General features: G+C 37.6%; 12 protein-coding genes. All 12 read right to left on the bottom strand.

Annotated features, from left to right (window positions below; all coding sequences use genetic code 11):
- Positions 1-2: 2 nt before the first annotated feature.
- The 12 genes from RTX21_RS16005 to RTX21_RS16060 all read right to left on the bottom strand — a co-directional run bounded on the left by RTX21_RS16005 (position 3) and on the right by RTX21_RS16060 (position 17,252).
- Positions 3-1,301: an MFS transporter gene (locus tag RTX21_RS16005; protein WP_312769199.1), complete on the bottom strand. Its 1,299-nt coding sequence runs from the start codon at positions 1,299-1,301 to the stop codon at positions 3-5.
- Positions 1,301-1,936, bottom strand: a complete 636-nt coding sequence (locus tag RTX21_RS16010) for a bifunctional 4-hydroxy-2-oxoglutarate aldolase/2-dehydro-3-deoxy-phosphogluconate aldolase (protein ID WP_312769201.1) — start codon at positions 1,934-1,936, stop codon at positions 1,301-1,303. Before RTX21_RS16010 ends, RTX21_RS16005 begins: the two co-directional genes overlap by 1 nt.
- Positions 1,933-2,934 (bottom strand): sugar kinase, encoded by a 1,002-nt coding sequence (locus RTX21_RS16015; RefSeq protein ID WP_312769203.1) that lies wholly within the window; start codon positions 2,932-2,934, stop codon positions 1,933-1,935. Before RTX21_RS16015 ends, RTX21_RS16010 begins: the two co-directional genes overlap by 4 nt.
- Positions 2,935-2,939: 5 nt before the next feature.
- Positions 2,940-4,358 carry a glucuronate isomerase gene (gene uxaC, locus RTX21_RS16020; protein ID WP_312769206.1) on the bottom strand — a complete coding sequence of 473 codons (1,419 nt, stop codon included), beginning with the start codon at positions 4,356-4,358 and terminating at the stop codon, positions 2,940-2,942.
- A 112-nt stretch (positions 4,359-4,470) separates the two neighbouring features.
- Positions 4,471-5,286 (bottom strand): SDR family oxidoreductase, encoded by an 816-nt coding sequence (locus RTX21_RS16025; protein WP_312769209.1) that lies wholly within the window; start codon positions 5,284-5,286, stop codon positions 4,471-4,473.
- 33 nt (positions 5,287-5,319) lie between these two features.
- Positions 5,320-6,492 (bottom strand): mannonate dehydratase, encoded by a 1,173-nt coding sequence (gene uxuA / locus RTX21_RS16030; RefSeq protein WP_312769211.1) that lies wholly within the window; start codon positions 6,490-6,492, stop codon positions 5,320-5,322.
- A gap of 84 nt (positions 6,493-6,576) precedes the next feature.
- Positions 6,577-8,538: a RagB/SusD family nutrient uptake outer membrane protein gene (locus RTX21_RS16035; protein ID WP_312769213.1), complete on the bottom strand. Its 1,962-nt coding sequence runs from the start codon at positions 8,536-8,538 to the stop codon at positions 6,577-6,579.
- An 11-nt stretch (positions 8,539-8,549) separates the two neighbouring features.
- Positions 8,550-11,417, bottom strand: coding sequence for a SusC/RagA family TonB-linked outer membrane protein (locus RTX21_RS16040; protein WP_312769215.1), 2,868 nt, complete (start codon positions 11,415-11,417; stop codon positions 8,550-8,552).
- Between the two features lie 68 nt (positions 11,418-11,485).
- A complete protein-coding gene (gene xylA, locus RTX21_RS16045) occupies positions 11,486-12,814 on the bottom strand; it encodes a xylose isomerase (RefSeq protein WP_312769217.1) in 1,329 nt (442 codons plus the stop codon).
- Positions 12,815-12,924: 110 nt separating this feature from the next.
- Complete coding sequence (locus RTX21_RS16050; protein WP_312769219.1) at positions 12,925-14,409, bottom strand: FGGY family carbohydrate kinase; 1,485 nt, start codon at positions 14,407-14,409, stop codon at positions 12,925-12,927.
- Positions 14,410-14,427: 18 nt separating this feature from the next.
- Positions 14,428-15,153, bottom strand: a complete 726-nt coding sequence (locus tag RTX21_RS16055) for an NrtR DNA-binding winged helix domain-containing protein (RefSeq protein ID WP_312769221.1) — start codon at positions 15,151-15,153, stop codon at positions 14,428-14,430.
- A 644-nt stretch (positions 15,154-15,797) separates the two neighbouring features.
- Positions 15,798-17,252 carry a T9SS type A sorting domain-containing protein gene (locus RTX21_RS16060; RefSeq protein ID WP_312769223.1) on the bottom strand — a complete coding sequence of 485 codons (1,455 nt, stop codon included), beginning with the start codon at positions 17,250-17,252 and terminating at the stop codon, positions 15,798-15,800.
- Positions 17,253-17,606 lie beyond the last annotated feature (354 nt).

The following is a 17,606-nucleotide window of genomic DNA, read 5'->3' on the forward strand; positions in this document are numbered from 1 at the left end:
TTTTAAATTTTCTTTTCTGAGACAGCATTTACGGTTGCATTTCTATTAATCAGCCAAATAATTCCCCACGCAGCAACGTAAGAAACGCCGGCAATGAAAAATATGATATTGTAGCCGCCGTTGATATTTCCCACTTTTTTAAACGTATCCAAAACAATCCCGATAAAAAGTGGAAAAAGAATTCCGGCAGCAGAACCGAGCATTCCGCCAAAACCTATGACCGAACTCACATAATTATTAGGTAATTTGTCGCCAACTGTTGTCATCAGATTTGCTCCCCACCCCTGATGCGCAGCGGTTGCCAAAGCAATGATAATAGTAATCATCCACATATTCTCAACATATTTTGAAAACATTACCGGAACGACCATCAAGGCGAACAGTAACATTGTAAAACTTCTCGCTCTTCCGATGGTCCAGCCTTTTTTAATTAATAATGAAGACAGATAACCGCCACCAATACTACCAATCGTGGTTCCGCTGTAAATGATAATCAACGGAATTGAAGGTTTGGTTAAATCCATTTTAAAAACGTCTGCAAAATAAGCAGGAAGCCAGAACATAAAAAAATACCAAATCGGGTCGGTAAGGATTTTCCCGATTGCAAAAGCCCAGGTTACCTTATATTTTAATAATTCCGAAAGCGGAACTTTGGATTGCTCTTCTGTCTGTCCAACTTGGTCGCTTTTGATATATTGAAGTTCTTCCTGACTTAAATTTTTAGTTTTTTCCGGGATATTGTAAAATCTCCACCACAAAACAATCCACAATAATCCCAATGCGCCAATCCAGACAAAAGTTTCTCGCCAGCCGTAATGTCCCAAAATAAAAGGAACCAGAAGCGGTGCCAAAATGGCTCCAACTGTTGCACCCGAGTTAAAAATCCCGGTTGCTAAAGCTCTTTCTTTTTTCGGAAACCATTCGGCGACAGATTTTATAGCTGCGGGGAAATTTCCTGCTTCACTAATTCCTAAAGTACTTCTTGCGATTAAAAATCCGACCGTACTTTTCACAAAACCGTGCCCGATAGATGCTAAACTCCAGACTATCAAAGAAACAGCATAACCAATTTTAGTTCCTACTCTATCTATGAATCGCCCCATTGCGAGATAACCGATAGCATAAGTCGTCGTAAAAGCCATCACAATGTAGCTGTAATCCTTCTCGTCCCAGCTGAATTCCTTTTCCAGAACAGGTTTCAGCAAGCCCATTACCTGACGGTCGAGATAATTTATGGTCGTTGCCAGAAAGACCAGAGACAGCATAAACCATCTGATATTGCGGTTTTTAGGAGCCTGCATTAATTTTGATTAAGTTGTTGTAATAAATTTCTCACTTTGTCTGTAAGCTCTTGCTCTTTCAAATCTGATTTTACCAAAGAACTTCCCAATCCAACGGCCATTGCTCCGCCTTTGAACCATTCATTGATATCCTCAACATTGGCATTCACGCCGCCTGTTGGCATAAAATTCATTCCCGGAAAAACGGGTTGGATGGATTTGATATAATTTTTACCTAAAGCATCAGCCGGAAATATTTTGACCAAATTAAGTCCACTCTGAAATGCCAGATTGACATCCGACGGCGTAAAACAGCCCGGAATCAGCAGCACATCTTTCTTTACCGAATGTTTGATGATTTTCCTGCTAATAACCGGTGTAATGATGAAATCAGCTTTTGCATTGGCATAATCGTCCATTTCTTCGGTATTTTTAACCGTTCCGATTCCTAATAAAAGTCCGGGAAATTCTGTGGATGAAATTTCCTTAAGTTTGGTAAAATTTTCCAAAGCCTGAGCGCCACGGTTGGTATATTCTATGACACGAATTCCACCATCGTAAAGGGCTTTTACTGTATTTTTTGAAACCTCAAAAGATTCGTCGTAGAACAACGGAACGATTTTCTGGTCTTTTATTTTTTGTATGATTGGATTCATAATTTTTCGATATTTATAGATTCATCGATGGTATCACCTTTCACAAATAGTTTTCTGAAAGCAACTTTTGTCGCATCATTCAAAATTTGTTGTGAAGGATTTCCTTTGATTTTTCCGTGAATTAATGCCGCCATAAACGAATCGCCGCTGCCAACTCTTTCCTCGATTTTCTCGGATTGATATTGTTCTGAGACCAAAAGTTCATCAGCGAACAAAGTCGCATAATAATTCACTTTTTCGCCATTTGTAAAACGGAAGGTGTTGGCAATCATTTCCACATTCGGGAATTGTTTCTGAATTTCTAACGCTGATTTTTCGGCTTGCATTAAAAGATTTTCATCATCGAAATTTCCGTTCAGCGCATATTCAATCGGGATTTCAAGAAACTGTTGGATTGACCAGATATTTCCCATCAACACATTGACGAAAGGCATCATTTTTCTGATTAATTCCGATGGATTTCTTCCCTGCCAAAGTGCTGAACGGTAATTTAAATCCAAAGAAACGGTGATATTTCTTTTTGCAGCTTCACTCATCAAATCGAGACATTTCTGGTAAGCATTTTCGCTCAACGCCGGCGTAATTGTACTGATGTGAAGCCATTTAATGTCAGAAAAAATTACATCCAAATTAAATTGCGAAAAGTCGGACTGCGTAAAAACCGATGGAAAACGATCATAGATTACCGAAGCATTCTGCAAATCGCCGTCCGATGACAGGTAAAAAGTTCCGATTCTGCCGTTGCTTTTTTCCGCCAAAATTTCAATTCCTTTATTTTTAAGCTGAATTTCCAATTGATCTCCGACAAAATTTTCCGGTAAAGCTGAAAGTAATTTAACCGGATTTTGCCATTGCGCAAGTGCGGAAGCTACGTTATATTCTGCGCCGCCAACGAAGATTTTCATAGCCTGTTCATTCAGCCAGTTTCCGTCAGAATCCGGTGCAAAATGAAGAAGCAATTCTCCGAAACACAATATTTTATTATAACTGGAATTCATTTTACTTAAAATTCAAAATAGTTTTTGGTGTTGTGATAGCAGATATCCTGAATGATTTTTCCGACCCATTCTTCGTCGTTGGGAAGCAATCCTCTTTCCATCTCACTACCGAACATATTGCACAACAATCTCCTGAAATAATCGTGTCTTGAGAACGATAACAAACTTCTGGAATCTGTGAGCATTCCTACAAAAGTGCTGATGACACCGATGTTTGAAAGCGTATTCATCTGTTTTTTCATTCCGTCGAGCTGGTCCAAGAACCACCACGCTGCACCAAACTGTACTTTGGACTTAATTCCGCCCTCATTGAAATTGCCGGCAAGTGTCGCCAAAACTTCATTAAAAGTGGGATTAAGATTGTAAATAATTGTTTTGGTAAGCTGTCCGGAAGAATTTAATTCATCCAAAAGAACACTTAATCTTTGTGCAAAATATTGTTCACTGATGGCATCATAACCTGCATTAATCCCGATTTTACCGAGCATTTGAGAATTGTTATTTCTGGTTGCGCCAACGTGAAACTGCTGAACCCAGCCTTTCTTATTGTACATTCTACAAAGTTCTTTTAATAAATAACCGCACAATGCTTCAGGGTCTGAAAAAGTCGGTTTGTTTCCCTTTAAAAATTCTGAAAGTTCGGTTTCAAGATTTTGATTCCAAAGGGTTGTATCTGGAAAATATTCGAAGCCGTGGTCTGCCACTTTTGCCCCGTTTTCTGCGAAATAATTAATTCTTGATTGTAGCGCATTCAACAAATCGGAAGCTGAATTAATTTCAGTTCCACAAACTTTTTCAAGTTTTTTGATTCCAGATAAATATTGTTCTGGATTGATGATGCTGATGTAAGCATCAGGACGGAAAGTCGGTAAAACAGAAGTTTCAAAACTACTGTCTTTCAAAGCTTTATGATAAGCCAAATCGTCTGCCGGGTCGTCTGTCGTGCAAAGTGCTTCGACTTTAAAATTTTTAATGATTGATTGTGGCAAAAATTCTGTCGTCTGCAGACTAGCATTCATCTGACTGTAAACGAATTTTGCATTTTTTGGCGAAAGATATTCTTTGATTCCGAAAGGATTTTTGAGCTCGAGATGCGTCCAGTGAAATAATGGATTCCGAAGCGTATTGGGCACAACTTCTGCCCATTTTTTAAATTTTTCTAAGTCTGAGGCATTTCCGGCAATGAATTGCTCATCAATTCCGAAATTCCGCATTGCACGCCATTTGTAGTGGTCACCATCCAGCCAGATTGCCGTTGGAGAAAGGAAATTCTGATTATTGGAAATGACATCAGGTTCCAGGTGATTGTGATAATCGATAATCGGCATCTCTTTCGCAAAACCAAAATAGAGATTTTCCGCCTTTGCCGATTCCAGCAAAAATGATTTTCCGAAAACTTCTATTTTGCTTGTGGAATGATTCATTTTTAAATTTAAATTGATTTTGATTTTGTAAAAAATCTTTAAAAACAAGACCTTAACTTATGAGAAAATCATTAAGGCCCTGTTTACTATATAAAGAAAATAATATTTATATTTAAACGCCACTGAATGCGCTGAAACCACCATCAATAGGCAATAACGCACCCGTGATAAAACTTGCAGCGTCGGAGCAAAGAAATTGTACAGCGCCGTTCAGTTCTTCTACTTCACCAAATCTCTGCATCGGTGTTTTGGCGATGACTTTCTTGCTTCTGTCCGTTAAAGAACCATCTGGATTCAACAAAATAGCACGGTTCTGGTCACCGATGAAAAATCCTGGAGCCACTGCATTCACACGGATTTTGTCTCCGAATTTCAACGCTAAATCCGAAGCCAACCATTGGGTAAAATTCGTAATCGCCGATTTTGCTGCAGAATATCCAGCTACTCTCGTAATCGCAGAATAAGCTGCCATCGATGAAATATTGACAATGCTTCCACTACCCTGCTCTGCCATTACTTTTCCGAAAACATAGCTTGGATAAACGGTTCCGTTGATATTGAGGTTTGTTACCTCATCCCATCCGCTCATATTCATATCGAAAAAAGATTGCTCCGGAGACAGCGTTGCGGTGGGAATATTTCCTCCGGCAATGTTCAGCAAAATATCTATTTTACCGTATTTCTCAATGATTTTTTTGGATGCATTTTCAAGACTTTCGATGTCCATTACGTTAGCTTCTACTGCGAAAGCGTCGCCTCCTAAATCGGTCAGTTCTTTCACACGGGAATCCAAAGTTTCCTGATTTCTGCCGACCGCAACAATTTTTGCTCCAGCTTCGATGAAACTTTTCGCCAGACTTCCGCCCAAAACGCCGGAAGCGCCTGTGATGACCGCTACTTTATCTTTTATGCTAAACATATCTTTCATTTCTACTTTTAAATTTCTTTCAAATCTTCAAAATTATTTCTGCAATTCTGACTGTACCGTTGCCATCACACCATCGATTTGACCTAAAGCCAGCATTCTTCCCAAAAAAGAATAACCAGGATTGTAGCCTTTGTCAACGTCTTCTGTCAACAATCTTCCGTGGTCGATTCTCATCGGTAAATCGGGATTTTCTTTTTCGAATACACTGATAACGTCAATTAATTTTCCTCTTCCGCCTAAGTGATGCGCTTCGATAAAATCACCGTTTTTAAAAACATTGGTGCTTCTTAGATGGACAAACTTTGTTCTGTGCGCATATTTCTGAGCTAATTTTGGAACGTCATTCTGAAGATTGGCGCTTAAAGAACCTGCGCAGAATGTTAATCCGTTGTGCGGATTATCGACGGCGTTCAGGAACCAGTCGATATCATCTTCATTGGTTACGATTCTTGGCAAACCAAGCAATGCAAACGGCGGGTCGTCCGGATGAACACACATCTGGATATTCCATTCTTCGCAAACCGGCATTATTTTTTCAAGGAAATATTTTAAATTTTCACGAAGTTGATTTTTATCAATTCCGTCATACAAAGCCAATAAACTATTGAACTTTTCTACCGGATTTAAATCGCCTTCTTTGATATTTCCATTGACGAAGCCCTGTGTTTTTACAATAACAGAATCAATCAAATCATTGTTATCAGCTTCCGTCAGCGTATTTTTTAATTCCTCAACTTTTTTGAGAATCTCAGGCGTATAATCTTTTTCTGCTCCATCTCTTTTCAAAATATGAATCTCAAAATAGGCAAATTTGGCTTTATCAAAATATAAAGATGATGAACCGTCTTCCCATTCGTGGAAAAGGTCTGTTCTAGCCCAATCGAGAACCGGCATAAAGTTGTAACAAACTGTTGTAACGCCTGCTCTACCGAGATTTTCGAGACTTTTAATATAATTTTCTATCAGTTGGTCCCTGTTTTCGCCTCCGTATTTGATAGACTCGCTCACAGCAAGGCTTTCAACTACAGACCAACGAAGTCCGTGACTTTCTATATAGTTTTTATAATCATTTACAGCCTCAAGACTCCAGATTTCTCCGTTAGGAACATCGTGCAATGCAGAAACAATACCTTCAACACCAATCTGCCGAAGTGTTTGTAATTTTATTTTATCATTCTTCCCAAACCAGCGCCATGTTTTTTCCATAATATTCTAGAAATTTTATTTAAAACAAAGCAGGTGTAAAGTTTACACCTACTTTGTTCTTGATTGATATGAACTTAAAAATTATTAATTATAACCAGGATTCTGGTATTTTGCTTTAATTTCTGCTGATACCTCCATTCTATCTAACTGATCTCTAGGAATAGGTCTGAGATAATGGTAGTTTTGAATAGATCTATTTACAGTTTGCGGAGTATGATCCCCATAATTTACTCCACCTATTGAATATGATGCAGCTTTTTGTCCCCAAGTTTGAGTTCTTACAAGATCATACCATCTATAGCCTTCTCCGAAATATTCTCGGGATCTTTCATCTAAGATATAATCCAATGTAATTGTAGAGGGTGTTGCCGCAGTCATCGCAGCACTATTGTCTTGTACTTTTGCAATATTTCCGTTCACACTCCAAACCCATTTCCCTGCTCTGGCACGAATTACATTAATCAAATCTCGTGCTGATAAAGAACCTGAAGCTCCTTTTACGGCAGCCTCAGCCGCTAAGAAGTAAAATTCTGAAAATTTCGCGGCTACAAAAGGACGTGTTAAACTTGGATTAGGATATCCTAATCCATTACCATTATCAGTACGGTAGGTTCCGATTTTCCATATTCCAGGATAAACAATCCTATTAATTCCGTTAGGTGCAACTACCCAATCTGCTCTTCCAGGTAAGGTTCCAGCACCAATATTACTTTGTCCACCTCCTGAACCATAAGAAGGTAACTGAGAATCGTCATTAAGAAATGTCAATATTGCATCTCCTGGATGAACTGGAAGACTATTAGCATTATAAAGTGTTGCTACATTTGTAAGTCCCGTTCCTTCCTTATTCCAATTTCCACGGTACGTAGTTACAAAAGTCACATCATAACGGGAATCGTTTGTTTTATCTGCAAAAGTATTCTTAATAACCTGAATGGTTGGAGCCATACGCGTCCAAGGACGACCTAAATCTTGGGTAGCAGCTCTTTGTACTGGACTCACTGAAGTCCAAGAGGTGCTGGAAGAACTGCTTCTGATATTTGTATAATTCCAAGTAAGCATCCAAGCCGCAAAATTGTTAGGAGACCATCCATCACCGTAGCTTGCTTGGATCACACCTTCATTAAAATACTCACTTGCTTCTGTATGATCGGCATATAACATACATTCGCTATTACGATCATTTGAACCTCTATGCAAATCATAGTAAGTAGGTTGTAAAGCATAATTACCTGGATTACTAATACCTTCTAATGCGATATCATAAGCTTTTTGGAAATACCATTGAGCATTATGACCATCTGGATCTGTTCTTGGGGTTTCCGGATATGTGGGAATACTATTCGGATTTTGCAACCACCACGCATAAGTTAAATATGCTTTTGAAAGATATAGTCGTGCTACATTTTTGGTAACTCCGCCTTTTACTCTTGCATTGGCAGGCAAATTATCTATTGCTTTAATCAAATCCGGAAAGATAGCTTTAGTATAAACTTCAGTTACAGTATTTCTTTCAGACGTAGTTTTAGGGTCAATATTGAATGCTAACTCACCCGAGCCTAAATCAAGCGGCACACCACCATAAGTTTGAACTAATAAAAAATAATAAAAAGAACGGAAAAATCTTGCTTCAGAAATCAATGATTCTGGAATACCTGCTCCCGATCCATTCTGGATGATTCCGTTAGCTGTATTAATCGAAGGAAAAACTGAACCCCAAACCATACTCGTAGGAAAAGTGCTAGAATTGATACTACCAGCGGCACCAGTCATATCGAGATCCCTAAAATTACCATCAGCACTTTGCGCCCATGTAGCTTCATCCGTACCTGTCATATTAGCATTCAACCAATATCCATTACCGTATAGTGTTCTCATTTGTCTATATAGCGAGGTAACACCTTGGGATATACCTCTTTCTGTAGTAAAATCTTCTGGTGTATATATACCTCTTGGCTGTTCATCTAATATCTCATTACATCCTATACTGAATGTTAACGATGCTAAAAAGATAGCCGCAATGAATTTTTTATTTAGATTAATCATGATTTAAATTTTTAAAATGTTAAATTAAGTCCCATCATATAATTTCTTGTAGAAGGATTATTGGTTCCAATAATCAATTGATTTCTTTTGTAAGAATTTACAGCTTGATTTTCATCTCCTCTAGAATTTGGTTCGGGATCCATACCGGAATGTCTATAATATGGAGAACCAAAGACAAACGGATTCTGTACCGTAACATATAATCTAAGATTACTTATACCTAAGTTATCTAAAACATCCTTGTTAAAATTATAACCTAATGTGATTGTTCTTATTTTTACAAATGAGCCGTCAAATAATGCAAGAGTTGAAGCATATTTAGGATTATCTCCACTCATTAGGCCGCCTGGTTTAGGGTATCTTACGTTTGGATTTTCCTCTGACCAATAATCTACATCCACATTATTACCTCTACCATTTAACCTGTTAAGATAACCTGCCGAACCATAAAGCGAACTAATAAGAACTCCTCCTTTCTGAAAGGCACCTACGATGCTTAAATCAACATTTTTATATGCTAATCTGGTATTGAAACCACCCATCCAATCTGGAGTAGTATTAATTATCTGTCTATCATCAGGCCCAATTGCTCTTACTGGTGTTCCATCTGCATTATAGCCTCCAGTATAAAGTACTTTTATCATTCCAGGTGCTGCACCTGCCTGCGGTTCTAGGATGTTAAGATATGGGTCTCCTTGTTGCCATAATCCGGTATATTGATAATCAAACAATGCATTGATATTGTAACCTACAAACCATAAATTACCTTCGTTTCTATCTGCCCCGGAAGCCAACGCTGTGATTTTATTTCTGTTTGCATACAAGTTCCCACCAACTTCCCAAGAAAATCCGTCAGGATTGTTAATAATAATTCCGTTAAGAGATATTTCTAAACCTTTATTCTGTGATGCGCCTACATTTTCAGTTACCGAGCCCAAGCCACTTGATTGTGGCAATGTTTTACCTAGCAACAATTTTTCTGTATTGGTAATATAATATTCTACCGTACCGCTGATTCTTCTATTAAATAAAGTAAAATCTAATCCATAATTATAGGTTTTGGAAAATTCCCAACCTAACGAAGCATTTGGAGCCGTATTTACATAGTTACCTATTACGTTATCATCTCCGAAGTTGTAAGGAACGGTACTTAAACTACCAAAGGTTGTGTACGGTGCTACTGCTTGGTTTGATGTCTGTCCATAACCGGCTCTTAATTTTAACAGGTTAATAAATTTAGAATCTTTAAGAAAACTTTCATTCGCAACATTCCACCCTACCGAAACTGCCGGATAAGTGTGCCATTGATGGCCTTTTGCCAAAACAGACGATCCATCTGACCTGACTGTAGCAGTTAACATATAACGATTATCATATTGATACATTACCCTTCCCATTAAAGACATTAGTCCTCTCTTATAGTATCCTTGATTAGCTGGATTAATGATAACTTCTCCTTGGGCATGTCCTAAGTTAAAATATTGGAAAGCATCGATTGGCACATCTCTTGCCGAAATGTAAGAACTATTAAATCTTGTCTGTTCTGCCGAATACAAACCAACAAAATTAACTTTGTGTTTACCAAATGTTTTGTCGTAGGTTAATAAGTTTTCTAAAACCCATTGTGTTTGTAATGAGTTTCCAATACCTGCTGATGACAACGTTTCAGCATTATAATTTAGCACCCCTTTTCCTGTATAATTTCCGCTATTGGAGTTTCTGTAATTTAAACCAACATTTAACCTGTATTTAAGGCCTTCAACTCCGGGAATTTTGAATTCACCATACAAGTTATTATAAGAACTGAAAGCATTGGTTCTATCTGCGTAAGCATCACCATAACTTTCGAGAGTTCTTCTCGTTTGAACAAAAGTTTGATCGATAGCTTGCTGTGTTCTCATAGTGGGCATCCCATTTTGATCATAAAGACTCAGCAAAGGTGAGATGCCTAATATTGGTGCACCACTTACGCCATTAAAGTCGTTGATTGAGAAATTAGAATTGGTAGAAAATCCAACTTTTAAATATTTACCAACCTCCTGATCAAGCGACCCTCTTATTGAGAGCCTTTTATAGCTTTGTAGAGGAACCACTCCATTTTGTTGAAAGTATGCAACGCCAAAGTTATAATTTCCCCTATCACTACCTCCCGTTACTCCAATATCATGATTCATCATCAATCCCACGCCATAATATTGATCTTGCCAGTCTGTATTGGCATTATCAGATTCATATAAGGAATTTGTATATAAATTATTTGCATCCTTTCGGAGCTTTGCTAACTGAGGACCGTCCATCAAAGGATATTTTGAAAAAAGGGTCTGAAAACCATTGTAACTGTTATAGGTAAACCTAGCTTTTTGCCCTTTAGCTCCTCTATTTGTTGAAATCAATATAACTCCGTTGGCTCCTCTAGACCCATAAATTGCAGTAGCTGAGGCATCTTTCAAAATATCTAAAGTTTTGATATCCGAGGGACTAATATCAGCTAAGGAACCTATAAATGGGATACCATCCAATACTATAAGGGGATCATTACTCCCTGTTAAAGATCTTTCTCCTCTAATACGAATTTGTTGTACAGCACCAGGTTTCGTAGAGGTTCTACCAATATCAACACCCGCAACACGACCTTGCATTGCATCAGTAATGTTTGCAGATGGCACTTCTTTAAGGGCATTACCGCTTAAAGAAGAGACTGAACCAGTCACTGCTTCTTTCTTTTGAGTTCCATATCCAATAACAACAACCTCCTCAATCTGCTTTTCTTTTGTAACAGTATCTCTTTTACTCTGCGAGTAAACCAGACCTGATGGTAATAGAGTCATTGCAAAAAACAATGCTGCTCTATTAGTTTTACTTAAATGAAATAGATTCATAATAATTTTGTTTTTAAGTTAGTTTTTCTAAGTGCCCTGATAATAGTAGATCAGCGCCCTTATTATTTTTAGATATACATGTTAACAAGAGCCTCAAAAAGTTCCTGTTTACCACTTTTCGGCAATGGTTCTCCAGATTCGTGGGCAATTTTCTGAAGGTCTTGCAAAGTCAATCTGCCATCTTCAAATGCTTTACCGTTACCATTGTCAAATGATGAATATCTTTCTGTTCTCAGTTTTATATAATCAGAATTCTCAAGAATATCTGTCGCTACCAAAAGTCCTTTTGCAAAAGCATCCATACCCGCTACGTGAGCGATGAAAAGATCATCTGCATCTACAGAATTACGACGGATCTTCGCATCGAAGTTAACACCTCCCGAACCTAAACCGCCACTTGGAAGAATCACCAACCAAGCCTGAGCTAGTTCAAAATAATCGATCGGGAACTGATCCGTATCCCAGCCATTTTGGTAATCGCCTCTGTTGGCATCAATACTTCCTAACATTCCTGCATCTACAGCAGCTTGTAATTCGTGTTCGAAAGTATGGCCAGCCAAAGTTGCGTGGTTCACTTCAAGGTTTAATTTGAAATCTTTTTCCAAACCGTGGCTTTTCAAAAATCCAATTACGGTTTCTGCATCGTAATCGTATTGGTGTTTTGTAGGCTCCATTGGCTTTGGTTCGATAAGGAAAGTTCCTTGGAAACCTTGGCTTCTCGCGTAGTCACGAGACATTGTAAGGAAACGGGCAAGGTGTTCTTTCTCACGTTTCATATCGGTGTTCAAAAGGCTCATATAACCTTCTCTTCCACCCCAGAATACATAATTTTCGCCACCTAATGCAATTGTTGCATCAATAGAATTTTTCACCTGAGTTCCTGCGCAAGCCACCACATCAAAGTTTGGATTGGTAGAAGCACCGTTCATATATCTTTCATGCGTGAAAACGTTAGCCGTTCCCCAAAGTAACTTGATACCAGTTTCTGATTGTTTTTCTTTAGCATAATCTACAACTGCTTGAAGATTTTTTTCATAATCTCTCCAGTTGTCCGCAGGATCTACTAAATCGATGTCGTGGAAACAGTAATATCCGAATCCCATCTTTTGCATAAACTCAAAGCCTGCATCCATTTTGTATTTGGCTCTGGAAACCGCATCAGTTCCCTGGCTCCAAGGATGGTGAATTGTAGGTCCTCCGAAAGGATCGCTGCCATCCGCACATAGTGTGTGCCACCAAGCCATTGCAAAACGCATCCATTCTTTCATTGGTTTTCCCATCACAACCTGGTCTGCATCATAATAGCGAAACGCCAAAGGATTTCTACTCTCTTTACCTTCAAATCTGATTTGATCTACCCCTGGAAAAAACGCTTTTGCTTCTTTTGAAATGTTCATATTTATTTAATTTATTTTTTAATATTTTCTTTAATTTTGATTGTAGAATCCCTTCCCCGCTGATTTTTTTGAGTCAGCAAGTGAATGTAAATTCGGTATGTTTTTTTGGATTAAATTATTTCTTGAAGATGATCTTTCCACCTCTCATAGGCTTCCAGATATTGTTCTCTCTTTTCGTGTTCAGGTTCTATAACAGTGATTTTTTCTAACGAAGAAAATGCTTCTTTGGAATCTACATAAAAACCGATTCCCATTCCTGCGGCTCTTGCGGCACCAACTGCTCCGTCTGTATCAAACAGTTCAATTGTTGCATTGCTTACACTTGCCAATGACTGGCGGAAGATGGAACTTAAAAACATATTGGCATTCCCGGCACGGATAACATTGATGTTCATTCCCATATCTCTCATAATATTCATCCCATATTCATAAGAAAAAACGATGGCTTCCTGTGCAGCGCGAAGAACATCTCCTTTTGAATGAATATTGAAGTTGATCCCGTGGATGGAACATCTGGTATCTCTATTTTCTAAAACTCTTTCCGCACCGTTTCCGAATGGAATAATGCTCAAACCTTTGGAACCAATCGGAGAAAGTGAAGCCAGCTCATTCATGTCACCATAAGATGATAATGAGGTTGCGAAATTGTGTTTCAACCAGGAATTAAGAATTCCCGTTCCGTTGATGCAAAGCAAAACACCCAATCTCATTTGCTCCTCAGTATGATTCACGTGCGCAAACGTATTAACTCTTGATAATTTATCATAATCCAACTGATCCAAAACACCGTAAACTACACCCGAAGTTCCTGCTGTAGAAGCAATTTCGCCCGGATTGAAGACATTGAGTGACAATGCATTGTTCGGTTGGTCACCGGCCCTGTACGAAATTGGTGTTCCTTCCTTTAATCCCAATTCCTCTGCCGCAGAAGCGGAAACCGTTGACTGAATTCCGAATGTTGGAACTATTTCCGGAAAGAAGCTCTTCGGAATTCCGTAATAATTAATCACATCTTCCGAGATACAGTGATTTTTAAAATCCCAGAAAATACCTTCGGAAAGTCCTTCTACGGTAATTCCAATTTCGCCGGAAAGCTTCATTGCGATGTAATCTCCAGGCAACATTATTTTATCGATCTTATCAAAGATCTCTGGTTCGTTTTCCTTAACCCAAGCCAGTTTGGAAGCTGTAAAATTCCCTGGTGAATTCAGAAGATGAGATAAACATTTCTCTTCTCCTATTTCTTTAAAAGCTTTCTCCCCATAAGGAACAGCGCGGCTATCGCACCAGATTATCGATGGACGAAGAACGTTCTGATCTTTATCGACCAAGATCAATCCATGCATCTGCCAAGTGATCCCGATTCCTTTGATATCTTCCGCATCTACATTGGCGTGAGACATCACAGATTGATGTGCCAATTTCAGATTGGTCCACCAATCGGAAGGATTCTGCTCTGCCCATCCTGGTTCTTCTGCAATGATCTTCATTTCCTTTTTCGGAGAAAAATCAGAAGCCACGACCTTGCCACTGGACGCCTCTATAAGACAAACTTTTACAGATGAACTGCCGATATCGAATCCTAATAAATACATTTTGTTTTGAGGCTTATTTTATTTAATTAATTTATTGTGGGTTTTCTTATAAATCTTCGGATCGAACCTGTAAAATCTTGCCGCTCGGTGCGAAACATTTTGTTCAATCTCATCCAGTTGAATAATGTAGTTGAAAGATGAGATTTTCTTGTGAAAATTCTTAATATCAATTGTTTTCTCGCTCACTGCACTGTATAGCTGATACAATTGTCTGATCGTGAATTTCTTTGGCAAAAGAACAAAGATGATAGAGAAATCTGTTTCCATCCATTTACGGATCTCTATCAAAGACTCTCTGATAATTTTATTATGGTCAAAAGGTAACTCCGGGATATTGTCTATCGGATGCCAATCTACAGTATCATATTTTGAACTATTGATCTTGTGATCTATTTTGCACAACGAGAGATACGCCACGGTAATGATCCTATCAATATTTTGATTATACTCATTTCCCATCCAATTGATATCGTTCTGGTTGCTAGCTCTATTTGGATCTGCAAAACATTTAAATTGTTTCTGAATCATCTTTTTGATTCCCGTCAATTCGTAAAGAACTCTATTTGCCGCATCATCAACATCCTCATTGCTGAAAATCAAACTTCCGGGTAATTTTTTCTGACTGTCTGCAGAAACATTATCAGCATGTTTTTGTGCCAATAAAATATTGAGTCTGTTCTCGGCATCAAAACCGAAAACAACACAGTCTACAGAAACGTAAGTATGAATAAAATCTGGATTCATTTGATTGTTAACATTTGCGTAACATCACAAATATAAAAATAGAATCGAGATAAAAAAATAAAATTTTCATTATCACCACAAAACCAACACATTATATATCTATATTTTATGATAAGCAAAAAGCAATTTATATGATAAGCTTATCATATAATACACGATATCAATATTAAATCCTTATCTAAACACAAGAAGATCAAACGATAACAGGCGACTGGAGAATTTGGACAAAATTTCATTATTATGATAAGAAAAACAAAAATTTATTTGAAAAAAAAATTTAGAAACAAATCAAAAAATACATTATTTGAATAAAAAAATGTATTTTCAACACTTAATTTTGTGCCAAAATTTTACATCAAGATTCCAATTTTGTTAAAAACATATAAAAAATTCAAAATTTTATCGCGTAGTCAATATCAATTTGATAATGCCCTTGTAATTAAAAAAATTGGGTTAAAATGATTCTATAACTCGCTCCATAGAGTTTTACTAGATTTTTATTATTTAGTCATACATATTCAACCACGCATAAAACCATAATAATCAACATAATACAGACACCTATTAAACTAATTGAATGAGAATGAAATAAAAAAGGTACAACTCTATTAAAGCTGTACCTCATTTATTTTTAAAACTCCGATTTAACGAATGATTATTTTACTAACTACTTTGGTCTTAGAATCGTCCGATTGTACCTTTAGAAAATAAATTCCCGCAGGTACTTTTGTCGATATTTTTCCGTCAAAAAAATTGCTTTTGCTTACAACCCTGCCTGAGACATCGGATAACTCGTAGAATCCAGACTTGATAGTACTGACAAAAAAATCACCATCAGATGGGTTTGGATATACGCCCAATTTCTCATTTTTTTCCGAAACAGAAAGAGATTCCTCAGGCAAATTAACTTTGTAAAGTTCAGTACCAATCGTATCTGTACTGCTGATTCTTGCAACAACGTAAAGTTTGTCATTGTAAGCTAATAAGCTCGAACCTGATGCTATGGGCGCCAACATTTTTGTTCCAGCATCCGTCCCATCAGTCTCCCATATTTGCTTCACATTACTTGCGCTTGTTGCAAAAAAGTAAAGCTTATCTTTTACCACCACAAATTTCTCCGGAAAAGAACCGGATGTACCAGGGATAATATCCTTAAGCATTTTTGTTCCTTGTTCCGTCCCGTCTGTTACCCACGGCTCTATTCCACTTGTTAAACCATCTGAAGCTGAAAAATAAACTTTACCGTTATACTCCGTAAAGTTATTCGGATTAGACCCTGCAGTACCATTAGAAACATTGATATCTTTCAAAAGCACGGTTCCCGTCTCTGTACCATCTGTGATCCATGGTTCGCCCCCATTTCCTCCATTTGCGTTGAAAAGCGTCTTCCCCAATGCAGGACTGTACATAAAATATTGCGGATAAGATGATGTATTAGGATTTACATTTTTTATCAGAGCTGTAGATGTTCCGTCAAAGCCAAAAAGTTGAGTCAAAAGAGGATTTGCTGCAGTAGTAACTTGGGCATTCGCCAAAATTTTATTTGCGCCAAGACCGATATTTATAACATTAAGGTTGTCATCTGCGATAACTGCTTCTCCCGCACTGTTGAGATAAAAAAGTCTTGAGGTATTAGGCGTAACGTTTGTATTTGAAGCTTTGAAGTACAATGTGTTACCCAATTTTGTATGATTTGAGCTAAATTTCGCCACAGATGAAACCAGTTGTACCCCATTGGCCACATCGTATGACATCAACACTCCACTTGTATTGGTCCCGTTGATACTCATCGTACCGCTGAAATACAATTTATCATTAAAATTATATAATCCATTTGGCGAGGAGGAAGAGCTACCTGGAACAATGTCGGAAACCAATTTTGTTCCGGCTTCTGTTCCATCGCTTTCCCAAAGTTCCGCTCCTATAGATACTCCATCGACTGTTGAGCTGGCAGAAAAATAAAGTTTACCATTATAGATAGCGAAATTGGAGGGTGTAGAATTCTGTACACCAGGAAGAATATCCTTTACCAATGTGAAAGTGGTTTGCGCGGACACCAATCCGCATAATAGAAAAGCAAAAAAGTTAATTTTTCTCATAGTACTATAAATAAAAAGTTAGAATTATTAAATCATAAAGCCCGAAACGTTATAACCATCGATACTTTATTCGGCGAGTCTAAATTATGGCTACCATAATTGAAACAAAAGAACTAGACTGTCGTAATTATAAAACTTTCTATTATTTCGATATTAAAAAATAATATTTAAAACACTGATAAACTACTATTTAAAAACTAATAAATATTTTTTTGCCTGATTCTAATGAAAGAAGATTTTTGAGATCAAATATCCTATATCCAATGACCTATAACCGCAATTATTTATTATTATATCGGTATTTAAGAGCTACAAATTTATTGTGTTATCAACAAAATATTAATTTTATTACAC

It is taken from the genome of Epilithonimonas sp. (genome assembly GCF_032054305.1).
Taxonomy (GTDB): domain Bacteria; phylum Bacteroidota; class Bacteroidia; order Flavobacteriales; family Weeksellaceae; genus Epilithonimonas.

What these genes read in the sequence shown, in the direction of transcription:
- uxuA (WP_312769211.1), bottom strand. Translation starts at nt 6,492, where the DNA reads ATGGAAAAAACATGGCGCTGGTTTGGGAAGAATGATAAAATAAAATTA.
- RTX21_RS16035 (WP_312769213.1), bottom strand. Translation starts at nt 8,538, where the DNA reads ATGATTAATCTAAATAAAAAATTCATTGCGGCTATCTTTTTAGCATCG.
- RTX21_RS16050 (WP_312769219.1), bottom strand. Translation starts at nt 14,409, where the DNA reads ATGTATTTATTAGGATTCGATATCGGCAGTTCATCTGTAAAAGTTTGT.
- RTX21_RS16015 (WP_312769203.1), bottom strand. Translation starts at nt 2,934, where the DNA reads ATGAATTCCAGTTATAATAAAATATTGTGTTTCGGAGAATTGCTTCTT.
- RTX21_RS16060 (WP_312769223.1), bottom strand. Translation starts at nt 17,252, where the DNA reads ATGAGAAAAATTAACTTTTTTGCTTTTCTATTATGCGGATTGGTGTCC.
- RTX21_RS16025 (WP_312769209.1), bottom strand. Translation starts at nt 5,286, where the DNA reads ATGAAAGATATGTTTAGCATAAAAGATAAAGTAGCGGTCATCACAGGC.
- RTX21_RS16055 (WP_312769221.1), bottom strand. Translation starts at nt 15,153, where the DNA reads ATGAATCCAGATTTTATTCATACTTACGTTTCTGTAGACTGTGTTGTT.
- RTX21_RS16010 (WP_312769201.1), bottom strand. Translation starts at nt 1,936, where the DNA reads ATGAATCCAATCATACAAAAAATAAAAGACCAGAAAATCGTTCCGTTG.
- uxaC (WP_312769206.1), bottom strand. Translation starts at nt 4,358, where the DNA reads ATGAATCATTCCACAAGCAAAATAGAAGTTTTCGGAAAATCATTTTTG.
- xylA (WP_312769217.1), bottom strand. Translation starts at nt 12,814, where the DNA reads ATGAACATTTCAAAAGAAGCAAAAGCGTTTTTTCCAGGGGTAGATCAA.
- RTX21_RS16040 (WP_312769215.1), bottom strand. Translation starts at nt 11,417, where the DNA reads ATGAATCTATTTCATTTAAGTAAAACTAATAGAGCAGCATTGTTTTTT.
- RTX21_RS16005 (WP_312769199.1), bottom strand. Translation starts at nt 1,301, where the DNA reads ATGCAGGCTCCTAAAAACCGCAATATCAGATGGTTTATGCTGTCTCTG.